Source organism: Paenibacillus terrigena DSM 21567 (genome assembly GCF_000374845.1).
Taxonomy (GTDB): Bacteria; Bacillota; Bacilli; order Paenibacillales; family Paenibacillaceae; genus Paenibacillus_K; species Paenibacillus_K terrigena.
In genome coordinates this window covers 241,809-262,769 of sequence record NZ_KB895415.1, presented here as the reverse complement: position 1 = coordinate 262,769, position 20,961 = coordinate 241,809, and the positions used below count along the sequence as shown (strand labels likewise).

Genomic DNA, 20,961 nt, shown 5'->3' with positions numbered 1-20,961 from the left:
TCGTAACAATTAAGGAAAAAGATGGAGGGATTAGACATGTTGGTGAAGGAGCTCGTGTCGCGGTTAACAACTGCACAAATAGAAGGAGACGGGGACATTCAGGTGACGGGGATCCAGACGGATTCACGCAAGGTGCAACCGGGGGATTTGTTCATTTGTTTGCCTGGACATACCGTCGATGGGCATACATTCGCTGACAAAGCTGTTGCCCAAGGCGCTGTGGCGCTGGTGGTAGAGCGTAAGCTTGATCTACCGCTCCCGCAAATTATTGTGAAGGACAGCAGGTATGCGATGGCTGTTTTTGCAGATTATTTCTACGGATCGCCAAGTAAGCAAATGAAAATGATCGGTGTTACGGGTACAAATGGCAAAACAACGACGACCTATCTCATCGAACGGATCTTAGAGGATGCTAGTTTCCATCCAGGTATTATCGGAACCATTCAGATGCGATATGCTGGTAAGAAAATGGAGATGAGCCGTACGACGCCAGAAGCTTTGGAATTGCAGCAATCGCTGCATGCGATGGTTGAGGCAGGTACGGCCGCTTGCGTGATGGAGGTTTCATCCCATGCACTACTGCAAGGACGTGTCAAAGGATGCCGTTTCCGTACCGCAATCTTTACGAATTTAACGCAGGATCATTTGGACTATCATAAGACGATGGAAGAATATAAAGCAGCGAAAGGGCTCTTATTCTCGCGTCTAGGCAATGATTTCCCGGAATCGCCGGATCAGCACGCCTATGCCATTCTAAATGCTGACGATGCTGCAAGCGACTATTTCCGTTCGCTGACTTCAGCTGAGGTTATTACATATGGTGTGGATCAGCCATCAGATGTTCAGGCAAGTCAGATTAAGATTACCTCCCGAGGAACTCAGTTCCATGTCACTACATTCCGTGGCAGCGCGGATATAGAGCTGCAGATGGTTGGGAAATTCAATGTCTACAACGCGCTGGCTGCGATCAGTGCAGCATTGGTGGAAGGCATTTCTCTAGAGCAGATTAAAGCAAGTCTTGAATCAATTGCTGGTGTCGATGGGCGTGTTGAAGCAGTGGATGCTGGTCAACCGTATGCTGTTATTGTTGATTATGCGCATACACCGGATGGACTTGAGAATGTCCTCAAGACGGTGAAGGAATTCGCTACAGGCCGAATTCTTTGCGTCTTCGGATGCGGAGGCGACCGTGATCGTACGAAACGTCCAATTATGGGCCGAATCGCTGCGGAATATTCCGATCATGTCCTCGTTACATCCGATAATCCGCGGACGGAGAATCCCAATCTCATTTTGAAAGACATCGAACAAGGAATCATGGATTATACATCGCGCCAGTCGTCCTATGAGCTAATTGTGGATCGTAAATCAGCCATACAAAAGGCTATTGAAATGGCAAGCTCTCACGATGTAGTATTGATTGCGGGGAAAGGGCATGAAACCTATCAGATCATCGGTCAAGAATCCTTCGACTTTGATGATCGAGAAGTTGCTAAAGAAGCGATAAGGGGCCATTAATGTGATTACAAGAACACTACGCGAGATTGCAAATGCATGCGGCGGGAGACTGTCGGATATCCAATATGAAAATTTACAGGTTCACGCCGTCGAGATCGATACCCGTAAACTCCATGAGGGCTGTTTGTTTGTCCCCTTTGCGGGGGAACGCTTTGATGGGCATGATTTTGTCGGCACGGCGCTTGAGCAAGGTGCACAGGCAGCATTCTGGCCTGTGCATCGCGCGCAGCCTGAAGTGAATGGGGCATTGATTCTTGTCGATGATCCATTGCTCGCGTTGCAGCGTCTGGCTGCGAGCGTGCTTCGGGAATCGGGTGTGCGTGTTGTCGGTGTAACCGGCAGTAATGGCAAGACAACGACGAAGGATATGATCGCGGCTGTCCTCAGCGCGAGGTATAAGGTTCATAAGACGAATGGAAATTACAATAATCATATTGGATTGCCACTTACGATTCTACAGATGGATGTAGACACGGATATTATCGTGCTTGAGATGGGAATGAGCAGCCGCGGTGAGATTGAGCTGTTATCGTCAATCGCATGTCCTGAGGTTGCAGTCATTACGAACATCGGTGATGCACATCTTCTCCAACTCGGCTCTCGTGATGAGATTGCTAGAGCGAAACTCGAAATTGTTAGCTCTTTGAGTGAGGGTGGTCTGCTCGTCTCGAATGGTGATGAACCATTAATCACACAAGTGCTGAAGGAAGCTTCGACCATACAGCCGAAGAAGATGTCGCAGGTTCGTTTTGGCTTTGAACAAGATAATGACATCTATGCAACAGGTATTATGCTGAACGCGCGGGGGACGATTTTCACAACGTCTACATCGGATCAGGCGAGCTACTTCATTCCGCTGCTTGGTCAGCATAATGTGTCCAATGCACTGGCTGCAATGGCTGTCGCGAGATATTTTGACGTTCCTGAAGAGGAAATGGATGCGCAGCTACGGAATCTTGTAGTTACAGGGATGCGCACCGAAGTGATTGAAGGAGTAACAGGCCTAACGATCATTAATGATGCGTACAATGCAAGCCCGACAGCTGTTCGTGCAGCGTTAGAACTGTTCGATCTCATGAGCGGTTTCCGTCAGAAAGCGGTCGTGCTGGGGGATATGCTTGAATTAGGTCCGGAAGAAGTGAATTTGCATCGTCTGATTGGTCATGAATTCGAAAGAATGAAAATAGATTACTTGTATACCTATGGACCACTTGCTGCGGAAATTGCATCGGCTGCATCAGCTTATATGCCTGCGGAGCGGGTAAAAGCATTTCAAGACAAGGAAGAGCTCGTACAAGAGCTTGTATCTGTATTAACACCGCGTGATCTTGTCCTAGTTAAAGGTTCTAGAGGGATGAGACTGGAAGAAGTGGTACGATCGCTAAGAGATACCGCGTTATAATAGTTGTAATTTCTGATTCATGAATGGTTGTTATCGCAAGGATGTGCGGTTTTGATCGTATTTTAGGAGTGTGACGGTAGTGGACTTTAAATTGGTATTACTTACGATCGGGGTTTCTTTTCTGTTAGCGGTTATTGCAGGACCATTATGTATTCCGCTATTAAGAAGGTTGAAATTCGGTCAGCAAATTCGGCAGGATGGTCCCCAAGGGCATTTGAAAAAAGCAGGTACGCCGACGATGGGCGGCATTATTATTCTACTTGCTTTTACACTTAGCTTCTTGAAGTTTTCCGTGATGAATACGGACTTTATTGTTCTGCTTGTGGCAACACTAGGATTTGGGCTTGTTGGATTCCTTGATGACTATATTAAAATTGTGTTCAAAAGATCACTCGGTTTAACAGCAATGCAGAAGTTGTTCGGACAACTGCTCTTTGCTGTCATTGTATGTGCGCTATTAATTTCGAACAATCATAGTACGGTCATTGCGATTCCAGGCACCTCGGTGGCATGGGATTTCGGATGGTTCTACTATGTATTTATTACGTTAATGATGCTAGCGATCAGTAATGCGGTTAACTTCACCGATGGATTAGACGGCTTGTTGTCGGGTGTTAGCGCAATCGCATTCGGCGCTTTTGCGGTTATTGCGATGCAAGTCGAAGGGCATGCGTCTGCGATAGCGGCCGCAGCGATGATTGGAGCTGTTCTTGGCTTCCTCGTATACAATGCGCATCCTGCCAAAGTATTTATGGGCGATTCCGGCTCCTTGGGCATCGGAGGCGCGATTGCGGCGATTGCGATTTTGACGAAAACCGAACTGTTGTTTATTATTATCGGAGGCGTATTCGTCATTGAGATGTTGTCCGTTATTCTTCAAGTCGGTTCCTTCAAACTAAGAGGTAAGCGGATTTTCAAGATGAGTCCGATCCACCATCACTTTGAATTGTCGGGCTGGTCGGAATGGCGTGTCGTCATTACGTTCTGGATCGTAGGCCTGCTGCTTGCAGGGCTTGGACTTTATATCAACAAGGGGTTGTAGTGCAATGTTGTTACCGGAAGCATATCGAGGCCAAGACGTCGTAGTTCTTGGTCTTGCCAAAAGCGGCTTACAAGTCGCGAAAGTTCTCGCCTCATGGGGCGCGAATGTGATCGTCAATGATAAGAAAGACCGAGACCAGAGTCCCGAAGCTGACGAACTAGAAGCTTTGGGCATTTCTGTTATTTGTGGAGGACATCCGGACGAGCTTATTCATCCCGGTGTGGCCCTCGTTGTCAAAAATCCCGGGATTCCCTATAGCGTTAAGCCACTACAGCAAGCGTTGCAACTCGGTATCGAGATTGTGACGGAGATTGAAGTTGCCTCTTACATATGTGCTGCGCCGATCATTGGGATTACCGGCTCAAATGGGAAAACAACAACCACCACTTGGGTGGGTAAAATATTAGAACACGCAGGGAAACACCCGATCGTTGCTGGGAACATCGGTACACCGCTTGTCCAAGCTGTCGCGAAGGCAACGGCCGAGAATCGCATGGTTGTAGAGTTAAGCAGCTTTCAATTGAAAGGTACGAGTGCGTTCCATCCGCATATCGCATGTCTTCTGAATGTCGCAGAGACCCATCTGGACTATCATGGTTCAATGGACGATTACATTGCATCCAAAACGAAGATATTCGCGAATCAGACAAATTCTGACTTTGCCGTGTTAAATATGGATGATCCGATCTGCCGTGGACTTGCTGCTGAAGTCTCTGCGAAGGTGCTGCCTTTCTCAGGCAAGGAACGCCTTGAATTCGGCGTATACGTTGAACCGCCATATTCGAATGATTCAGATGCCGATGCGAGCGAAGGCGTGGCACGTCATGTCGTCTACCGAGATCAAGATGCGCAGGTGCATACCATTATCGAAGTGGACCACATCGGGATTCCAGCAAGATACAATGTTGATAATGCGTTAGCAGCTTCAGCAATTTGCATCGCAGCGGGAGTGAGTCCTTCGGAACTGAGAGTCCCGCTTGCCGATTTCCACGGTGTGGAGCACCGCTTGGAATTTGTCGGGAAGAAAAATGATGTTTCCTATTACAATAATTCCAAAGCAACGAATACGATTGCAACGATAACGGCGCTGCAAGCGTTCCAAGAAGATATAATTTTGATCGCAGGGGGGCTAGACCGTGGTCTCGATTTTCACGATCTGATTCCAGCCCTTCATGCACATGTCCGTGGAATTGTCACTCTTGGCGAGACACGTGAGAAGTTAGCGCGTGTTGCGGAAGGAGCGGGGATATTGGATATTAAAACCGTCGATACTGTGGAAGATGCGGCGGAGACGCTGCGCAACGCCGTGGTGCAAGCAGCTCAGCTTGCTAGACCTGGAGACATCGTGCTCCTCTCCCCGGCATGCGCTAGCTGGGACATGTTTGCTTCCTATGAACAGCGTGGACGAATTTTTAAAGAGGCCGTGCATAATCTTTAATAGGGGGGCATGTTCAAGCCCTCACATTTAAATGTAAGGGTGTGCCTGCCATGTCAAAAACTCGTTCCGCGCCAGATATTTGGCTGATCTTCTCGATCCTCGCTCTGCTCGGCATCGGAATGGTGATGGTGTACAGTGCCGGAGCTGTTGTGGGATTCCACGCACACGGCGACTCGTTCTATTTTGTGAAGCGCCAGTTGCTATTTGCCGTACTTGGATTAATCGCGATGTATTTTACGATGAACACAGACTATTGGGTTTGGAAGAAATATGCGAAGGTGGCATTGCTCATCTGCTTTGCATTGCTCGTCATCGTGTTAATCCCGGGGATTGGGGCTGTACGGGGAGGTGCTCGAAGCTGGCTTGGAATAAGCTCCTTTGGAATCCAGCCCTCTGAGTTTATGAAGCTAGCAATGATCCTGTTCCTATCGAAGCTGCTCGCAGATCGTCAGAAGGAACTTGAGTCGTTTGTACGAGGTTTGCTTCCGCCACTTGGTATAATGGGGCTCGCTTTTGGACTTATTATGTTACAACCCGATCTCGGTACGGGTACGGTGATGGTCGGAGCCTCGCTTATTGTTATTTATTCGGCAGGTGCGCAAATTCGGCATCTGGTTTCTCTAGCGATGGTGGGGGTTGTGGGGTTTGTTGGTCTTGTCTTGGCTGCGCCGTATCGGCTTGCCCGAATTACATCCTTCCTAGACCCATGGAGTGATCCGCTTGGAGCTGGGTACCAGATCATTCAATCGCTGTATGCGATTGGGCCAGGAGGATTCGTTGGACTCGGACTCGGCATGAGCCGCCAGAAGTACAGCTACGTACCAGAGCCGCAGACGGATTTTATTTTCTCGATCCTGGCGGAGGAACTTGGGTTTATTGGCGGGATGACAGTCTTATTATTATTTCTTATTTTAGTCTGGCGCGGGATGCGCGTAGCGATGACGATATCTGATCCGTTCGGAAGTTTCCTTGCGGTTGGCATCGTTGGAATGTTCGCTGTGCAAGTCATTATTAACATTGGTGTAGTTATTGGACTGATGCCGGTTACGGGCATTACATTGCCTTTAATCAGCTATGGAGGTTCTTCTCTGACGTTAATGCTGACCGCGTTAGGCATTTTACTCAATATATCCCGTTACGCGAGGTGAGTGTCATGCGAGTTGTACTCAGCGGCGGCGGCACCGGAGGGCATATCTATCCGGCTGTTGCGATTGCGAGACAATGTCAAGCAGAACATCCAGATACGAAAATTTTATACATAGGGACAACGAAGGGGCTTGAGAGCACGTTAGTTCCGAAAGAAAATATACCATTCGAATCCATTGAAATTACAGGATTCCGCCGGAAGTTATCGCTTGATAACGTCCGGACAGTATTACGGTTCATCCAAGGGGTTAATCGTTCGAAGAAATTGCTCCAGCAATTTAAACCAGACGTTGTGATTGGAACGGGTGGATACGTATGTGGACCGGTCGTATACGCGGCTTCGAAGCTGGGCATTCCAACGTTGATCCATGAACAGAATGCCATTCCTGGACTTACGAATAAATTTTTGAGCCGCTACACAGATACGGTGGCACTAAGCTTTCCAGAATCCAAGGAGCATTTTGGTAAAGGCAAACATGTTCTCTACACGGGTAATCCGCGTGCAACGGCAGTCTTTAAGGCCAATCGCCGCAAAGGTTATGACGTGCTAGGGATCCCTGAAGGCCGGCGAGTTGTGATGGTTGTCGGTGGGAGCCGTGGGGCGAGAGCGATCAATGATGCGATGGTTCAGATGGCACCTGCGCTTGCACGTCTATCAGATGTGCATTTCGTCTATGTAACTGGAGAGAGTTATTATGCAAGCACGAAGGAGCGCATCGAGCAAGCGGTGAATCCCATGCCTAAGAATTTACAGGTGCTGCCTTACATTCATAACATGCCGGACGTACTGGCTGCGACATCACTTGTCATCGGCCGATCTGGTGCATCGTCTCTTGCGGAGCTGACAGCATTAGGGATCCCATCCATACTCATTCCTTCACCGAATGTAACGAATAATCATCAAGAAGCTAACGCGCGTTCCTTGGAGCGGGCGAATGCGGCAGAAGTGATCTTAGAGAAGGATTTAGATGGTGAGCGATTGTTCGCTCGCGTAGAAATCATTATGAGAGATAAAATTCGGTTCGAGCAAATGTCGCAAGGCGCGCGTTCCCTTGGCCAACCGGATTCAGCAGAAATCATTGTTCGTGAATTGCAGCGTTTAGCGCAGAACAATAAATAAATACAACGAGAATTTGCACACAAGAGAAGAACTTAGGCGATTGTCACACTCCCCCTCAGTCTGACATAAGATACTCTATAATCGTGACAGACATTCATGAGTTCCGGTTTATTCACACCGATTTGGAGTCGTATTCATGCCTGATGACGCTTCTCTTATTGAGATGCATAGAAGGAGGGTTCATTAGATGCAGCCGTTTATAACAGAATTAACTTCCGCGAACGTCGGTAAGGTGCTCTATAATGAGCCGTTAGCGAATTATACGACTTGGAGAATCGGAGGGCCTGCAGATGTCCTCATCATACCGGGCGGAAAAGAACAACTGGTGAAAACGGTCAAGCTGCTGCATAAGCATGGGATTCCTTGGACCCCTATTGGTAAAGGATCCAATATGCTCGTGACCGACAAAGGCATCCGAGGTGTTGTGATCAAGTTAGGTGAAGGAATGGATCACATCCAATTTACCGGCGATGAGGTTCGTGTGGGCGGCGCTTATTCTTTTATCACACTCAGCATTAAGGCGGGAAAAGAAGGCTTAGCGGGCTTGGAATTCGCAGGGGGCATTCCAGGAACGGTTGGCGGCGCTGTATACATGAATGCTGGAGCTCATGGATCAGATGTGTCACGTATATTAAAGGAAGCTGAGATTGTACTGGAGACCGGGGAATTGGTACGGTATACCACTTCGGAGATGCAATTTGCTTATCGACACTCCATCTTACAAGAGGTGAAGGGAATTGTTCTTGAAGCAACCTTCCAGCTCGAGCATGGAGATCGGAAAGAAATCGCGGCCGCGATGGCATCGTACAAAGAACGTCGAAGAAAAACACAGCCTTATCAGTTGCCATGCTGTGGCAGCGTATTTCGAAATCCGCCGAATGATTTCTCTGCGAGACTGATTCAAGAAGCGGGCTTGAAAGGTTATCGTGTTGGGGGCGCTGAAGTCTCGACGTTACACGCCAATTTCATTGTGAATACCGGGCAAGCGACAGCTAGAGATGTTCTCACCCTAATCGAGGAGATAAGGCAGACGATCCAGTCGAAGTATGGGATTTCGTTAGTGCCGGAAGTGTTGGTCGTGGGTGAGCGGTAAACTCGGAGGTGATACATTGGACAAATTGGTGATTGAGGGAGGGAGACCCCTATCAGGAACCATTCGTATCCATGGAGCGAAAAATGCCGCATTGCCGATTCTTGCAGCAAGCCTTCTGACGCGTGGAAGAATACAGCTTCATAATGTTCCGAAACTGCTGGATATTCAGGTCATGCTGCAAATCTTAGAGGATATTGGTTGTGAGACGCAGCATATCAACGATACCGTCGTTATTGATACAACCGAAGCGAATTCCTCGCATGTTCCGGAATCCTTAATGAAGCAAATGCGGTCTTCCATATTTTTGATGGGTCCGCTGCTGGCTCGTTTTGGGGAAGTGCAGATATATCAGCCTGGGGGCTGTGCGATCGGCGAGCGTAAGATTGATCTGCATCTCTGTGGACTTATGGAGCTCGGTGCTCAAATATTGCAGACGGATCAACGCATTATTTGCAGGGCGGAACAACTGATAGGCGCGAATATCCATTTAGACTTCCCTAGCGTTGGCGCGACGGAGAATATTATGATGGCGGCTGTCTTAGCCAAGGGCACGACAGTCATAACGAATGCGGCAAGAGAACCGGAAATTGCTGATTTGCAGAATTTCTTGAATCGGTTAGGCGCTCGAATTATCGGGGCGGGAACAGATACGATCACAATTGTGGGGGTTGAGGAACTGACACCTTGTTCATACGAGGTGATCCCGGATCGCATTGTCGCGGGGACGTTTATGATCGCTGCAGCAGCCACCAGAGGCAATGTCACGCTAACGCATGTAAATGCATCGCATTTAACATCTCTAATCCATGTATTAAGGCGTGCCGGTGTTGAAGTGGCAGTAGACGATGATATAATACAAGTAAGCAGTAAGGCGAGACCTATCGCTGTTGAACGTATCGTGACTTCGCCTTATCCGGCATTTCCAACCGATTTACAATCTCAGATTATGGTACTGCTGTCGTTGTCGGACGGATTTAGCATTATGAAAGAGACGATTTTCGAAGGTCGATTCAAACATGTCGACGAGCTGACACGAATGGGTGCGGACATCCGAACAGATTTGAATTCAGCTTTTATCCGGGGTGTGAACCGATTGTTCGGAGCAACGGTTGAAGCAACGGATTTACGCGCAGGGGCAGCGCTTGTCATTGCTGGATTGGCTGCGCAAGGGAAGACAATTATCGAACAAGTGCATCATATCGACCGCGGCTATGATCAGATTGAACGATTGTTCTCAAGTCTTGGGGCAACGATATATCGTGAATCGCAAGTAGCAAGGCAGCTTGACTTTGCAAATTAACCGCCTTCATCCCCTTCGCGAGTGCTGGAGGGGATCGAGGCTTTTATAGGTGGTATAGAAATGGTTAAGCAGCTCCCCGTATTAAAAGAGAAAAAAGTAAAGAAGAACACCAGCAGAAAGCTGCTTCTTATTCTGCTACTTCTTTTTGTCGTCATTCTAGCTGTTCTATTCTTTCGTTCGTCCGTGAGCAAGATTTCAGAGATTCAGATCACAGGTAACGATATGGTAGCAAAAGAAGAGCTGATCCTGAAAAGCGGACTTCATGTGGGAGATCAATTTTTTGGGACAAGCAAGGGAACGATCCGCGATCGGATTCGAGAACTAAAGGCCGTTGAAGACGTAAAGATTGAACTTCAATTCCCGGGTGTCATCCATATCGATGTTCAAGAATTTCCAACGGTAGCGTATCAAATATCACAAGAAAACGGGCAGATTGCAGGTATACTTTCTAATGGGACGAATGTCTTGCTGCAGAAGGATCATATCCTCGTAGAGAAGCCAATTCTAACCCAGTGGAAGTCGGAGGATCCGCTTCTTGCACAACTGTGTAAACAGTTAGCGCTTATCCCTGATGAGCTGCTCACCGATATTTCTGAGATTATCCCCGACCCCACGAAAGCTTACCCGGATCGCATCAAGATGTATACCCGTTCACAATTCGAAATTACTACATCCATTTCCTTATTAAAGGATAAGGTTGAGTATTTGAATAAAGTGATCGAGACACAGCAACCAGGTCAGATTACGATGCTAGCAGCAGATACGTATAAGCCGTTTGACCGCGTAACGTCGGACATTGAACAGGAAAAAGAGACTACTCAATAATGTGAAAAAATGTTAGAATGGTAGTTATAGGTTTGTCCTCCTTTTTTTAATTTTGGTAAACATTTACCAATAAAAAAATTGTAGAAAAAAGAGGGAATACATAAAATTTGTTGAATATGTACAGAGTGTCATACAATATTACTATTATACTTAGGTAGAAATAGGAGGTGCCACAGATTGAGCAACGGTGACATCATTGTTAGTTTGGACATCGGTACATCCAAAGTTCGAGCTATTATCGGTGAAATGAACAATGGAACCTTTAATATTATTGGAGTTGGATCTGCCGACTCGGAAGGTATTCGAAAAGGAGCAATTGTAGATATTGACCAGACGGTACAGTCGATTCGCAATGCTGTCGATCATGCAGAACGTATGGTTGGCATTCAAATATCGGAAGTTTTTGTCGGAATTTCAGGAAATCATATTGGGCTTCAATCGAGTCATGGCGTAGTTGCTGTGTCAAATGAAGATCGTGAGATCGGTGATGAAGATATTGAACGGGTGTTAAAAGCTGCGGAAGTGATTGCTCTCCCACCTGAGCGAGAGATTATTGACGTGGTTGCCAAACAATATGTTGTTGACGGGCTTGAAGGTATTCAAGACCCACGCGGCATGATTGGCGTACGCCTGGAAGTTGAAGCAACGATCATTACGGGTGCGAAGACAGCGATACATAACTTACTTCGATGTGTTGAAAAAGCAGGCTTGAAAGTAAAAGATCTAGTGCTAATGTCACTAGCAGCTGGGCAGTTAGCATTGTCCAAGGACGAGAAGACGATGGGATCCATTCTTGTCGATATCGGTGCAGGCGCGACGACCATTGCTGTATTCCAGAATGGGGCGATGATCGCAACTTCAACCTTGCCAATTGGCGGCGAATTCGTCACCAATGATATTGCCTACGGGCTTCGTACATTGACTGACCAAGCGGAGCGCGTGAAGCTGAAGTTCGGATGCGCTTATGGCCCGGATGCAGCTGAGGATCAAGTCTTCAAAGTCATACGGATTGGCAGTAATGTCGAGAAAGAATTCTCCCAATTAGATCTAGCGGCGATTATTGAACCTCGCGTTCAGGAAATCTTCCAAATGGTGCGTCAAGAGGTTAAGAGATTAGGATATAGCGAGATGCCAGGCGGATATATCTTAACAGGTGGAACGGTATGTATGTCAGGCGTGTTAACAGTTGCCCAAGCGGAACTGGAAGCGACTGTCCGCATTGCGGTTCCTGATTTTATCGGTGTGCGTGACCCTGGCTACACGAGCGGTGTTGGTATTATCCATAGTGTTATTCGTACGGTTAGAATGCGTAATGCTTCGCCTGCGAAGAAAGCTGCGAATCGTCCCAAAGCGCCGAAGAGTGAGGAAGAAAAGCCGGGAATTTTTGATCGTATGAAGAAATTTTTTGAGGATTTCATATAAGATGTCAGGCATGAAGATTTCCTGGGCAGTCTAGCGCAATGAGGGGGAGATGAAGATTATGTTGGAATTTGATTTTGAGATGGACTCGTTAGCGCAAATAAAGGTCATTGGCGTGGGTGGCGGCGGTAGTAACGCAGTCAACCGAATGATTGATAATGGCGTCAAGGGCGTAGAATTTATTACTGTAAATACCGATGCTCAAGCGCTTCATTTGGCAAAATCCGAGCATCGTTTGCAAATTGGTGATAAATTAACACGTGGACTTGGAGCAGGTGCGAACCCTGATGTGGGGAAGAAAGCTGCTGAAGAATCCCGTGAAGCGATTATGAATACACTGCGCGGTGCAGACATGGTGTTCGTTACTGCGGGTATGGGTGGCGGAACAGGGACTGGTGCTGCTCCAGTTATCGCTGAAATTGCTAGAGAATGCGGTGCATTAACGGTTGGGGTAGTAACACGTCCTTTCTCTTTCGAAGGCCGCAAACGTTCCACGCAAGCAGAGCTCGGTATAGAAGCACTGAAAGAAAAAGTAGACACACTTATTGTCATTCCGAACGATCGCCTATTGGAGATGGTGGATAAGAAGACACCAATGCTTGAAGCATTCCGTGAAGTCGATAACGTATTGCGTCAAGCGGTACAAGGTATTTCTGACTTGATCGCTGAACCAGCGTTAATCAACCTTGACTTTGCAGACGTGAAGACGATCATGACGGAACGCGGCTCTGCATTGATGGGGATTGGCGTTGCGAATGGAGAGAATCGCGCGGCCGAAGCTGCGCGCAAAGCGATTATGAGTCCACTTCTCGAGACCTCGATCGAAGGTGCTCGTGGTGTCATCATGAACATCACTGGCGGTATGAATTTATCCTTGTATGAAGTCAATGAAGCGGCTGAAATTGTTATCTCGGCATCCGATCCAGAAGTAAATATGATTTTCGGTGCGAGGATTGAAGAAGACATGAAAGACGATATCAAAGTAACAGTCATCGCAACAGGGTTCGAATCTAAACCGGTTAACATCCCTGGTCGCAGACCTGTGACTGCTGCACAACCGGAAGAGGCTCCAGAGACTCGTTCTGCAAGTCAATTGCGTCCATTTGGCAATCAGCCGGCGGGCGATCAATTGGATATTCCGACTTTCCTACGCAATCGTCCTCGTAATAATGATTAATTTCTTCTATTAGAGTCCATTTTACAGAATCCAAATTCTGTGAGATGGGCTTTTTTTTATTCATATCATTCCTCGAATTGTTTCTTCGACAAAAAAAGATGCACAGCTTCCCCATGTTTAGACAGACTTTGAATATGAGGTTTAATATACTAGTTTCATCCGTTGCCAAGTTCGATGGATAGGGTGAGGCGGTGAAGCGACTGGTTGTATATCTTGATCTCATTTTTCTCATGAATTTGCTCATTGATGGAGCATTATTATGGACAACGGCCTGGATGAGGAAATTAAAACCACGAATCTGGCGCTTAATCGCAGCGTCAATTCTAGGTGCCTCTTATGTCGTGATGATGTTCGCACCTGCATTATCTTTCTTGTTTACGTTTCTGATTAAATTCATGATGTCTTTGGGAATGCTCTGGATTGCATTTGGTTTTATCAGCCTACAAAACTACTTACGCAATATGGCTGCATTCTATGTCATAAATTTTGTGGCAGCAGGAGGCATACTAGGGCTCCATTACTTGATGCAGAATTCTGGCGATGTGTTAAATGGCATCTGGTTCTCGCACTCCGGTGGATTTCAATTTAACTTGAAAATTGGGTTTTGGATTATTGCAATTGGACTTGTCATGACATTCCTCTTATACCGTATGGTGATACGCAGCCGCGCGAACAAAGAGGCTATGACGCAATTTCTCGCACAAGTGGAGGTCTGGATCGATCAAGATCAGTCAAGCTGTGTCGGACTCATTGATACGGGGAATCAACTTACAGACCCATTAACGCGAAGCCCTGTCATTGTGATGGAGGCAGGACTTTGGCTTAATGCTTTTCCCGAAGGATGGATTGATCGGCTTCGTGATCTCTCTGCAGATCAATGGATTATGGAAATGCAAGACGCATCTGTTCCATGGCAAGATCGACTCCGAATGGTTCCTTATCGCGGGGTGAATCGTGGTAGTACACAGTGGATGATCGCGGTTAAACCGGATAAAGTCGTCCTTACCCATGGGGGAACCACCACAGAATGTACGAAGGTATTGATCGGGCTTGATGGCGGTAAGCTGTCGTCGGATGGCAGTTATCAGGCGATTTTGCATAGCGCGCTATTTCATCATTAATGTCTAGGAGGAGACGGAATGCTCTTAAAACTGAAATTGACAATGCAATTGAACTATTACCGGTTTCTTTTTTTGCTAGGGTTGAAGAGCGAAGAGATTTATTATATTGGCGGCAGCGAGGCCCTTCCTCCACCACTTACGCGTGAGGAAGAAGAATATTTGCTTACGAGACTGTCATCAGGTGATACGGCGATCCGGGCGATGCTGATCGAACGCAATCTGCGACTTGTTGTATATATCGCGCGCAAGTTTGAGAACACTGGCATCAACATTGAAGATTTGGTCTCGATCGGAGCAATTGGTCTCATCAAAGCCGTCAATACGTTCGATCCTGACAAGAAGATTAAGCTAGCGACTTATGCATCACGGTGTATAGAGAATGAGATTCTGATGTATTTACGTCGTAATAGCAAGATCCGTACCGAGGTATCTTTTGACGAACCTCTTAATATCGACTGGGATGGGAACGAGCTCCTGCTCTCCGATGTCCTTGGGACAGAGAACGATACGATTTACCGGAATATCGAGGAACAGGTGGACCGTAAACTTTTACATAAAGCATTGGATAAACTATCGGATCGCGAACGTGTCATCATGGAACTGCGGTTCGGATTGACTGATGGGGAAGAGAAGACGCAGAAGGATGTTGCGGATATGCTCGGCATCTCGCAGTCTTACATTTCACGGCTAGAGAAGCGAATTATTAAACGGCTGCGAAAAGAATTTAATAAGATGGTGTAACCTATATCGGGCGCGGAGTAGACGTCGAAATGGGTCGAAGACGTGTCGAATCGTAACCTGAAAAAGGAATAAAAAAACAGCCCACGGAGATAATGTACATTAATGTTTCTCCTTGGGAGGTTGTACACGATGACCCGAAATAAAGTCGAGATTTGTGGTGTGGATACTGCTAAACTGCCAGTTCTAACGAACGCGGAAATGCGCGAATTATTCGTCGCCTTACAACAACAAAATGAACGAGCAGCAAGAGAGAAATTAGTGAATGGCAATCTAAGGCTCGTGCTAAGTGTCATTCAACGATTTAACAATCGTGGGGAATTTGTTGACGATCTGTTCCAGGTCGGCTGCATCGGTCTGATGAAAGCGATCGATAATTTCGATCTTGGTCAGAATGTTAAATTCTCTACGTATGCCGTGCCGATGATTATTGGTGAGATTCGGCGTTATCTACGGGATAATAACCCGATCCGTGTCTCGCGCTCGCTTCGCGATATTGCGTATAAAGCGCTTCAGGTTCGCGACAGCTTAACGAATAAGAACGCGCGTGAACCGACGATCTTCGAAATCTCAGAGGCGCTGAACGTCCCGAAAGAGGATGTTGTATTTGCTCTAGATGCCATTCAAGATCCGGTATCGCTATTCGAGCCGATCTATCATGATGGCGGAGACCCGATTTATGTGATGGACCAGATCAGTGATGATAAGAATAAGGATGTATCTTGGATTGAAGAGATTGCACTTCGTGAAGCGATGCGCAAACTGAACGATCGTGAGAAAATGATCTTATCTATGCGGTTTTTCGAAGGGAAGACTCAGATGGAAGTGGCAGAGGAGATTGGCATATCCCAGGCACAGGTATCGAGACTTGAGAAATCGGCCATTAATCAGATGCAGAAGCATGTCAAATCGTGAATCTCTTGTTGCATGCAAAGTCCTAACGTGAATTCGTTAGGGCTTTTTTTGAAGCTTGTGTGCAGCTATGGTTTTCTTTTGAGGATCAGGACATTTTACGTCTTTTCCACATATATTTAGGATATATGGATTCGAACCCTAAAATTAAAAGATTAGTGGTGATGACGGGTGAAGATATCGGATTTTCAGACGAAGGATGTTATTAATATTGTGGACGGGAAGAAACTCGGGCAAATCTCAGATCTTGAGCTGGATTTGCGTCAAGGGCGCATCAACTCGATTGTCGTGCCGAACTATAATAAATTTCTTGGTCTATTTGGCGGTGGCACCGACCTCGTAATCCCTTGGCGAAATATTGTGAAGATCGGCGCGGATGTCGTCCTTGTCAAAATGGAGGAGACACGGGTCACCAAGCAGGACGAATATGAGCCGGCTTCAGACCGATACGAGAGGCTAGACCCGATGATGCGAGAGACACGATCTTACCCTAGTTAGTGAAAAATAGCGCCAGCATATGGTACACTAGGGTTGAGGTGAATGAACAATGGAACCATTCGTACAACAGACTAGACCATCAGCACCTGCTCTATTTATGCTGGAACCTTGGGTATCGAAGGGATCAGATATTACAGCAGGTTTTTCTTCGAAAAATGGCGGTGTCAGCAGCGGCCCGTATGACTCCTTAAATTGTGCCTTTCATGTTCATGACCGGGATGAAGATGTCATTCGGAATCGGGAAGCGATTGCGGATGTGCTGCAGCTTCCATTCGAGGCATGGACTTGCGGTGAACAAGTGCATAGTAATCATGTGTTTGAAGTCAAAGCGGAACATCAAGGACTAGGACGTATGACAAGAGCGTCGGCTATCCAAGATACGGATGCATTGATTACAAATGTACCCGGCGTGTGGCTGACCTCTTTTTACGCCGATTGCGTTCCGTTATACTTCTGGGATCCTGTATTGCGTGCAGTGGGGCTAGCCCATGCAGGCTGGAAAGGGACGGTATTAGAGATCGCCGGGAAGACGATTGAGAAGATGGGGGAAGCTTACGGCTCAATCCCAAGCAATATACGTACTGCGATTGGCCCTTCTATCGGCGCCTGCTGCTATGAGGTGGATGAGCATGTCATGCAGCATGTAGTGAATTTAGCGCATACGTTCTCGCTGACAGATCAAGACCCTCCGATTTATATTGCAAAGCCGAACGGGAAGTTCATGCTTGACTTGAAACAATTTAATCGACAGATTATGATAAAAGCAGGAATTTTACCGACAAATATCGAATGTTCTACGTGGTGTACAAGTTGTCAAGAGGAGGATTTCTTCTCACATCGACGCGATCAAGGGAGAACAGGTCGAATGATCAGCTGGATCGCAATAGAAAAGGAGTGATCTTCGCATGGCATTGCAAGAGCGAATCGAGCTCGTGGAACAGCGCGTGAATGAAGCATGTCGGCGTAGTGGCAGACTGCGTGAAGATGTACATATCATTGCAGTAACGAAATATGTATCACTCGCGATGACAGAATCCGTGCTGAAGCATGGATTAGAGCATATTGGTGAGAACCGTTGGCAGAATGCCGAAGAGAAGTGGAATGCGTTAGGGGATCAAGGAACCTGGCATTTTATCGGTCATTTGCAGACGAACAAAGTGAAAGATGTCATAGGCAAGTTCGCTTATATTCATTCATTGGACAGGCTGTCGCTTGCGAAGGAATTGAATAACAAAGCGGAAGCGCTACAGATGGATGTGAATTGCTTCGTCCAAGTGAATGTCTCTGGAGAGACATCGAAATATGGACTTGAGCCGGAGCAGCTGGTTCCATTCATCAAGGAAATGAAAGCATACCCTCGAATTCATATCGCCGGACTCATGACGATGGCGCCATTCGAGTATGAAGCAGAACAGACACGACCGGTCTTTCGCGGATTGCGAACTCTACGGGATGAGCTTAACCAGCTTGCAATCACAGAAGACCCCATTCAACACCTTTCCATGGGTATGTCCAATGATTTTGAGGTGGCAATTGAAGAGGGAGCAACTTGGATTCGACTCGGCTCTATTTTAGTAGGGGATAAGGAGGAAGTGTAATGGGCGTTATGAATCGATTTATGAATTTTCTGGGACTGCAAGAGGAAGAAGAAGTGGTCGAACGGGAGAAGATAACGCACGAAGAAGAACAAGAAATTGAAACCCCGAGCTTTGAATCACGTAAAAATGTAAAAGCAAGTAATGTGGTCAGCATCCACTCGCAGAAAAATGCCAAGGTGGTGCTCTATGAGCCGCGTTCGTATGACGAAGCGCAAGAAATTGCAGACCATCTGCGTTCTCGCCGTTCTGTCGTTGTGAACTTGCAGCGGATTCGCAAAGATCAGGCGATGCGTATTATCGATTTCTTGAGCGGGACGGTCTATGCTTTGAATGGGAACATCTCGAAGCTTGGCATCAATATCTTTATGTGCACACCGGACACCGTTGAAATTCAAGGCGCAATCTCCGAAATCTTATCCGAGGAACAAGACTATAGCTAAAAGAGGTGACTGATTTTGGGGCAAATTGATTACTACATTTCCATGATTGGACAGATTTATTTATACATGATCATCGTGTATGTACTACTCTCTTGGGTGCCGAATGCGCGCGAGAGCTTTGTCGGGAATTTGCTTGCGAAGCTGGTCGAGCCGTATTTGAACCCGTTTCGTAAAATTATTCCGCCAATCGGAGGCATGCTAGACATTTCACCGGTTGTTGCGTTGTTCGTTCTGCAATTTGTCATTCAGGGTATCATTGCAGTCGTTCATTTCATTATCCCAGGGTGAACCTTCTATGAGTGACATTTACAATCATTTTCATCCGGATGAGAGGCCTTTTGTAGACCGGGCATGGGAGTGGGTTACCAATGCAGGGGAATATCATGAGGCCAAGCTCACCGATTTTCTAGATCCAAGACAAGCTTTCATCGTCCAGACCTTGGTGAATCGGCATCCGGATGTTGCAGTAAGATTTGATGGGGGATACCCTGAGGCAGAGAGACGCCGCGCCTTCATCGCTCCGGATTATCGGCATTTGGAGAGCGAGAAGATGGGACTGGCCGTACTCTCCGTGACTTCTGGTGACCAGAAATTCATCGAACTCGATCATGGTGATTATATGGGCTCTATTCTAGGACTCGGTATGAAGCGGGAAAAGATCGGGGATATTCATGTACTCCCATCCGGCTGTCATTGTATAGTGGAAGAGGAGATTAGTAATTATATCAATATACAACTTCGCCAAGTTCACCGGATTCAAGTTCAGACCGATATCCTTCCGATCGAAAGTCTGCAGACAAGCACTTCACGATTGGAGGAGATGAACTTGACGGTGGCTTCTTTGCGCCTAGATGGGATTGCGAGTGATGCCTTTCGGATTAGTCGTACGAAGATTGTGGTGCCCATTAAGGCGGGCCGTTGTCGTGTCAATTGGAAGGTGGAGGAGGATCCGTCGAAACCGCTTAAAGTGGGGGACGTTGTTTCTATGCAGGGCTTAGGCCGTTTTAGAGTTCTTGAGATCGATGGCATAACGAAAAAGGGCAGGAATCGTGTGAAAATCGGTAAATTCGTGTAGATCGATTGCAGGAATTTTAGAGTTCTTGTCGAAATGAATAGGCAATAGAAACAAGGTTTGTTGACTTTATAGGAGGTGCAGAGAGGATGCCGTTAACCCCGTTAGACATACATAATAAAGAGTTTGGCCGTAGACTGCGCGGATATGATGAAGATCAAGTGAATGAATTCCTTGATCAAGTAATTAAGGACTATGAGTCCATTATTCGTGAGAATAAAGATCTGCAGAACCAAATTTTCTCCCTGCAAGAGAAATTGGATCACTTCTCGAATATCGAAGAGACACTGAGTAAGACAATCATCGTCGCACAGGAAGCGGCAGATGAAGTGAAGCATAATTCGAAGAAGGAAGCGCAGCTGATTCTTAAGGAAGCTGAGAAGAACGCGGATCGCATTGTGAACGAATCCTTAGTGAAGTCGCGTCGTATTGCACTGGAAGTGGACGAGCTGAAGAAGCAAGCGTCCATTTATCGCGCACGTTTCCGTACGTTAGTGGAAGCCCAATTGGAATTGCTTAGCCAAGACGGATGGGAAGCGTTAGAGAACCGGAACCAAGATAATCTCCTTGTTGAGCGTGAGCGGGAGGCGAATGAAGTCTATTAAGATATATGTCTTGATGAATGGCTTCGATGATGGGTTTGACTTTTCGGAGCAAAGAGGATATATTATCTTGTAATATATGAGTGAAATGAAAGTTCAAAAAGCTGGCTTTTCAGCACCGAGAAGGTTGTGAGAACCTGAAGAAGGAGGAAACGGAATGTAGGCAAAACCTACATGAGTACCGGACTTCGAGGGTGAACACAAGATTCGATGCCGAGAAAGCTTCTTGGGATCCTTCGTGATCAAAAGACAATTTTTGAACTTCCTTGATAAATTCGTTGATGGGAACAGTATGTCAGATCCAGGTTCACCAGAGAGTTGGCGGTCGGTGCAAGCCAGCGGACAGGATTGGCGGAAGATCATCCCGGAGAAGCGATGCTGAACCGTATCCCGAAGTAAGCTGAGCCGGTCTTTCCACCGTTAACAGGAACCTGCAGTGGTCCGATTAATCCGGGCATTGCATGACGAAGGTGCCGTTCTGATGTATGCTGATTCATAGC

At 46.9% G+C, this 20,961-nt stretch carries 21 protein-coding genes and 1 other annotated feature (1 of these 22 cut by a window edge); all 21 genes read left to right on the top strand.

Annotated features, from left to right (window positions below):
- Window positions 1–36: 36 nt before the first annotated feature.
- The 21 genes from C558_RS0112835 (at window position 37) to C558_RS0112735 (ending at window position 20,464) form a co-directional block, all read left to right on the top strand.
- The gene (locus tag C558_RS0112835; RefSeq protein WP_018756683.1) at window positions 37–1,518 is read left to right on the top strand and encodes a UDP-N-acetylmuramoyl-L-alanyl-D-glutamate--2,6-diaminopimelate ligase; all 1,482 of its coding nucleotides are present in this window, start codon (window positions 37–39) and stop codon (window positions 1,516–1,518) included.
- 1 nt (window position 1,519) lies between these two features.
- Window positions 1,520–2,920: a UDP-N-acetylmuramoyl-tripeptide--D-alanyl-D-alanine ligase gene (locus C558_RS0112830; protein WP_018756682.1), complete on the top strand. Its 1,401-nt coding sequence runs from the start codon at window positions 1,520–1,522 to the stop codon at window positions 2,918–2,920.
- Window positions 2,921–2,999: 79 nt separating this feature from the next.
- Window positions 3,000–3,962, top strand: a complete 963-nt coding sequence (mraY, locus tag C558_RS0112825) for a phospho-N-acetylmuramoyl-pentapeptide-transferase (protein ID WP_018756681.1) — start codon at window positions 3,000–3,002, stop codon at window positions 3,960–3,962.
- A 4-nt stretch (window positions 3,963–3,966) separates the two neighbouring features.
- Entirely contained in the window at window positions 3,967–5,400 is a 1,434-nt protein-coding gene (gene murD, locus C558_RS0112820) for a UDP-N-acetylmuramoyl-L-alanine--D-glutamate ligase (protein WP_018756680.1), read from the top strand.
- 50 nt (window positions 5,401–5,450) lie between these two features.
- On the top strand, window positions 5,451–6,548 hold the full coding sequence (gene spoVE, locus C558_RS0112815) for a stage V sporulation protein E (protein WP_018756679.1): 1,098 nt from the start codon (window positions 5,451–5,453) through the stop codon (window positions 6,546–6,548).
- A gap of 5 nt (window positions 6,549–6,553) precedes the next feature.
- Window positions 6,554–7,666: an undecaprenyldiphospho-muramoylpentapeptide beta-N-acetylglucosaminyltransferase gene (gene murG, locus C558_RS0112810; RefSeq protein ID WP_018756678.1), complete on the top strand. Its 1,113-nt coding sequence runs from the start codon at window positions 6,554–6,556 to the stop codon at window positions 7,664–7,666.
- Window positions 7,667–7,853: 187 nt separating this feature from the next.
- A complete protein-coding gene (gene murB / locus C558_RS0112805; RefSeq protein WP_018756677.1) occupies window positions 7,854–8,759 on the top strand; it encodes a UDP-N-acetylmuramate dehydrogenase in 906 nt (301 codons plus the stop codon).
- A 16-nt stretch (window positions 8,760–8,775) separates the two neighbouring features.
- Window positions 8,776–10,059, top strand: coding sequence for a UDP-N-acetylglucosamine 1-carboxyvinyltransferase (murA, locus tag C558_RS0112800; RefSeq protein WP_018756676.1), 1,284 nt, complete (start codon window positions 8,776–8,778; stop codon window positions 10,057–10,059).
- Window positions 10,060–10,119: 60 nt separating this feature from the next.
- A complete protein-coding gene (locus tag C558_RS0112795) occupies window positions 10,120–10,884 on the top strand; it encodes a cell division protein FtsQ/DivIB (RefSeq protein ID WP_018756675.1) in 765 nt (254 codons plus the stop codon).
- 177 nt (window positions 10,885–11,061) lie between these two features.
- Window positions 11,062–12,306 carry a cell division protein FtsA gene (ftsA, locus tag C558_RS0112790; RefSeq protein WP_018756674.1) on the top strand — a complete coding sequence of 415 codons (1,245 nt, stop codon included), beginning with the start codon at window positions 11,062–11,064 and terminating at the stop codon, window positions 12,304–12,306.
- Between the two features lie 58 nt (window positions 12,307–12,364).
- Window positions 12,365–13,480, top strand: coding sequence for a cell division protein FtsZ (ftsZ, locus tag C558_RS0112785; protein ID WP_018756673.1), 1,116 nt, complete (start codon window positions 12,365–12,367; stop codon window positions 13,478–13,480).
- Between the two features lie 191 nt (window positions 13,481–13,671).
- Window positions 13,672–14,601 carry a sigma-E processing peptidase SpoIIGA gene (gene spoIIGA / locus C558_RS0112780; protein ID WP_018756672.1) on the top strand — a complete coding sequence of 310 codons (930 nt, stop codon included), beginning with the start codon at window positions 13,672–13,674 and terminating at the stop codon, window positions 14,599–14,601.
- 18 nt (window positions 14,602–14,619) lie between these two features.
- Complete coding sequence (sigE, locus tag C558_RS0112775; protein WP_018756671.1) at window positions 14,620–15,342, top strand: RNA polymerase sporulation sigma factor SigE; 723 nt, start codon at window positions 14,620–14,622, stop codon at window positions 15,340–15,342.
- A 129-nt stretch (window positions 15,343–15,471) separates the two neighbouring features.
- Window positions 15,472–16,254: an RNA polymerase sporulation sigma factor SigG gene (gene sigG, locus C558_RS0112770; RefSeq protein WP_018756670.1), complete on the top strand. Its 783-nt coding sequence runs from the start codon at window positions 15,472–15,474 to the stop codon at window positions 16,252–16,254.
- A gap of 168 nt (window positions 16,255–16,422) precedes the next feature.
- Window positions 16,423–16,749, top strand: a complete 327-nt coding sequence (locus C558_RS0112765) for a YlmC/YmxH family sporulation protein (RefSeq protein ID WP_018756669.1) — start codon at window positions 16,423–16,425, stop codon at window positions 16,747–16,749.
- 49 nt (window positions 16,750–16,798) lie between these two features.
- Complete coding sequence (pgeF, locus tag C558_RS0112760; RefSeq protein ID WP_018756668.1) at window positions 16,799–17,647, top strand: peptidoglycan editing factor PgeF; 849 nt, start codon at window positions 16,799–16,801, stop codon at window positions 17,645–17,647.
- 7 nt (window positions 17,648–17,654) lie between these two features.
- Window positions 17,655–18,347, top strand: a complete 693-nt coding sequence (locus tag C558_RS0112755) for a YggS family pyridoxal phosphate-dependent enzyme (protein WP_018756667.1) — start codon at window positions 17,655–17,657, stop codon at window positions 18,345–18,347.
- The gene (locus C558_RS0112750) at window positions 18,347–18,787 is read left to right on the top strand and encodes a cell division protein SepF (protein ID WP_018756666.1); all 441 of its coding nucleotides are present in this window, start codon (window positions 18,347–18,349) and stop codon (window positions 18,785–18,787) included. Before C558_RS0112755 ends, C558_RS0112750 begins: the two co-directional genes overlap by 1 nt.
- Window positions 18,788–18,829: 42 nt before the next feature.
- Window positions 18,830–19,075, top strand: a complete 246-nt coding sequence (locus tag C558_RS0112745; RefSeq protein ID WP_040674986.1) for a YggT family protein — start codon at window positions 18,830–18,832, stop codon at window positions 19,073–19,075.
- Between the two features lie 7 nt (window positions 19,076–19,082).
- Window positions 19,083–19,862 carry a YlmH family RNA-binding protein gene (locus C558_RS0112740; protein WP_018756664.1) on the top strand — a complete coding sequence of 260 codons (780 nt, stop codon included), beginning with the start codon at window positions 19,083–19,085 and terminating at the stop codon, window positions 19,860–19,862.
- Window positions 19,863–19,948: 86 nt separating this feature from the next.
- Window positions 19,949–20,464, top strand: a complete 516-nt coding sequence (locus tag C558_RS0112735) for a DivIVA domain-containing protein (RefSeq protein WP_018756663.1) — start codon at window positions 19,949–19,951, stop codon at window positions 20,462–20,464.
- A gap of 266 nt (window positions 20,465–20,730) precedes the next feature.
- Window positions 20,731–20,961, top strand: a binding site (T-box leader) (it continues 49 nt past the right edge of the window).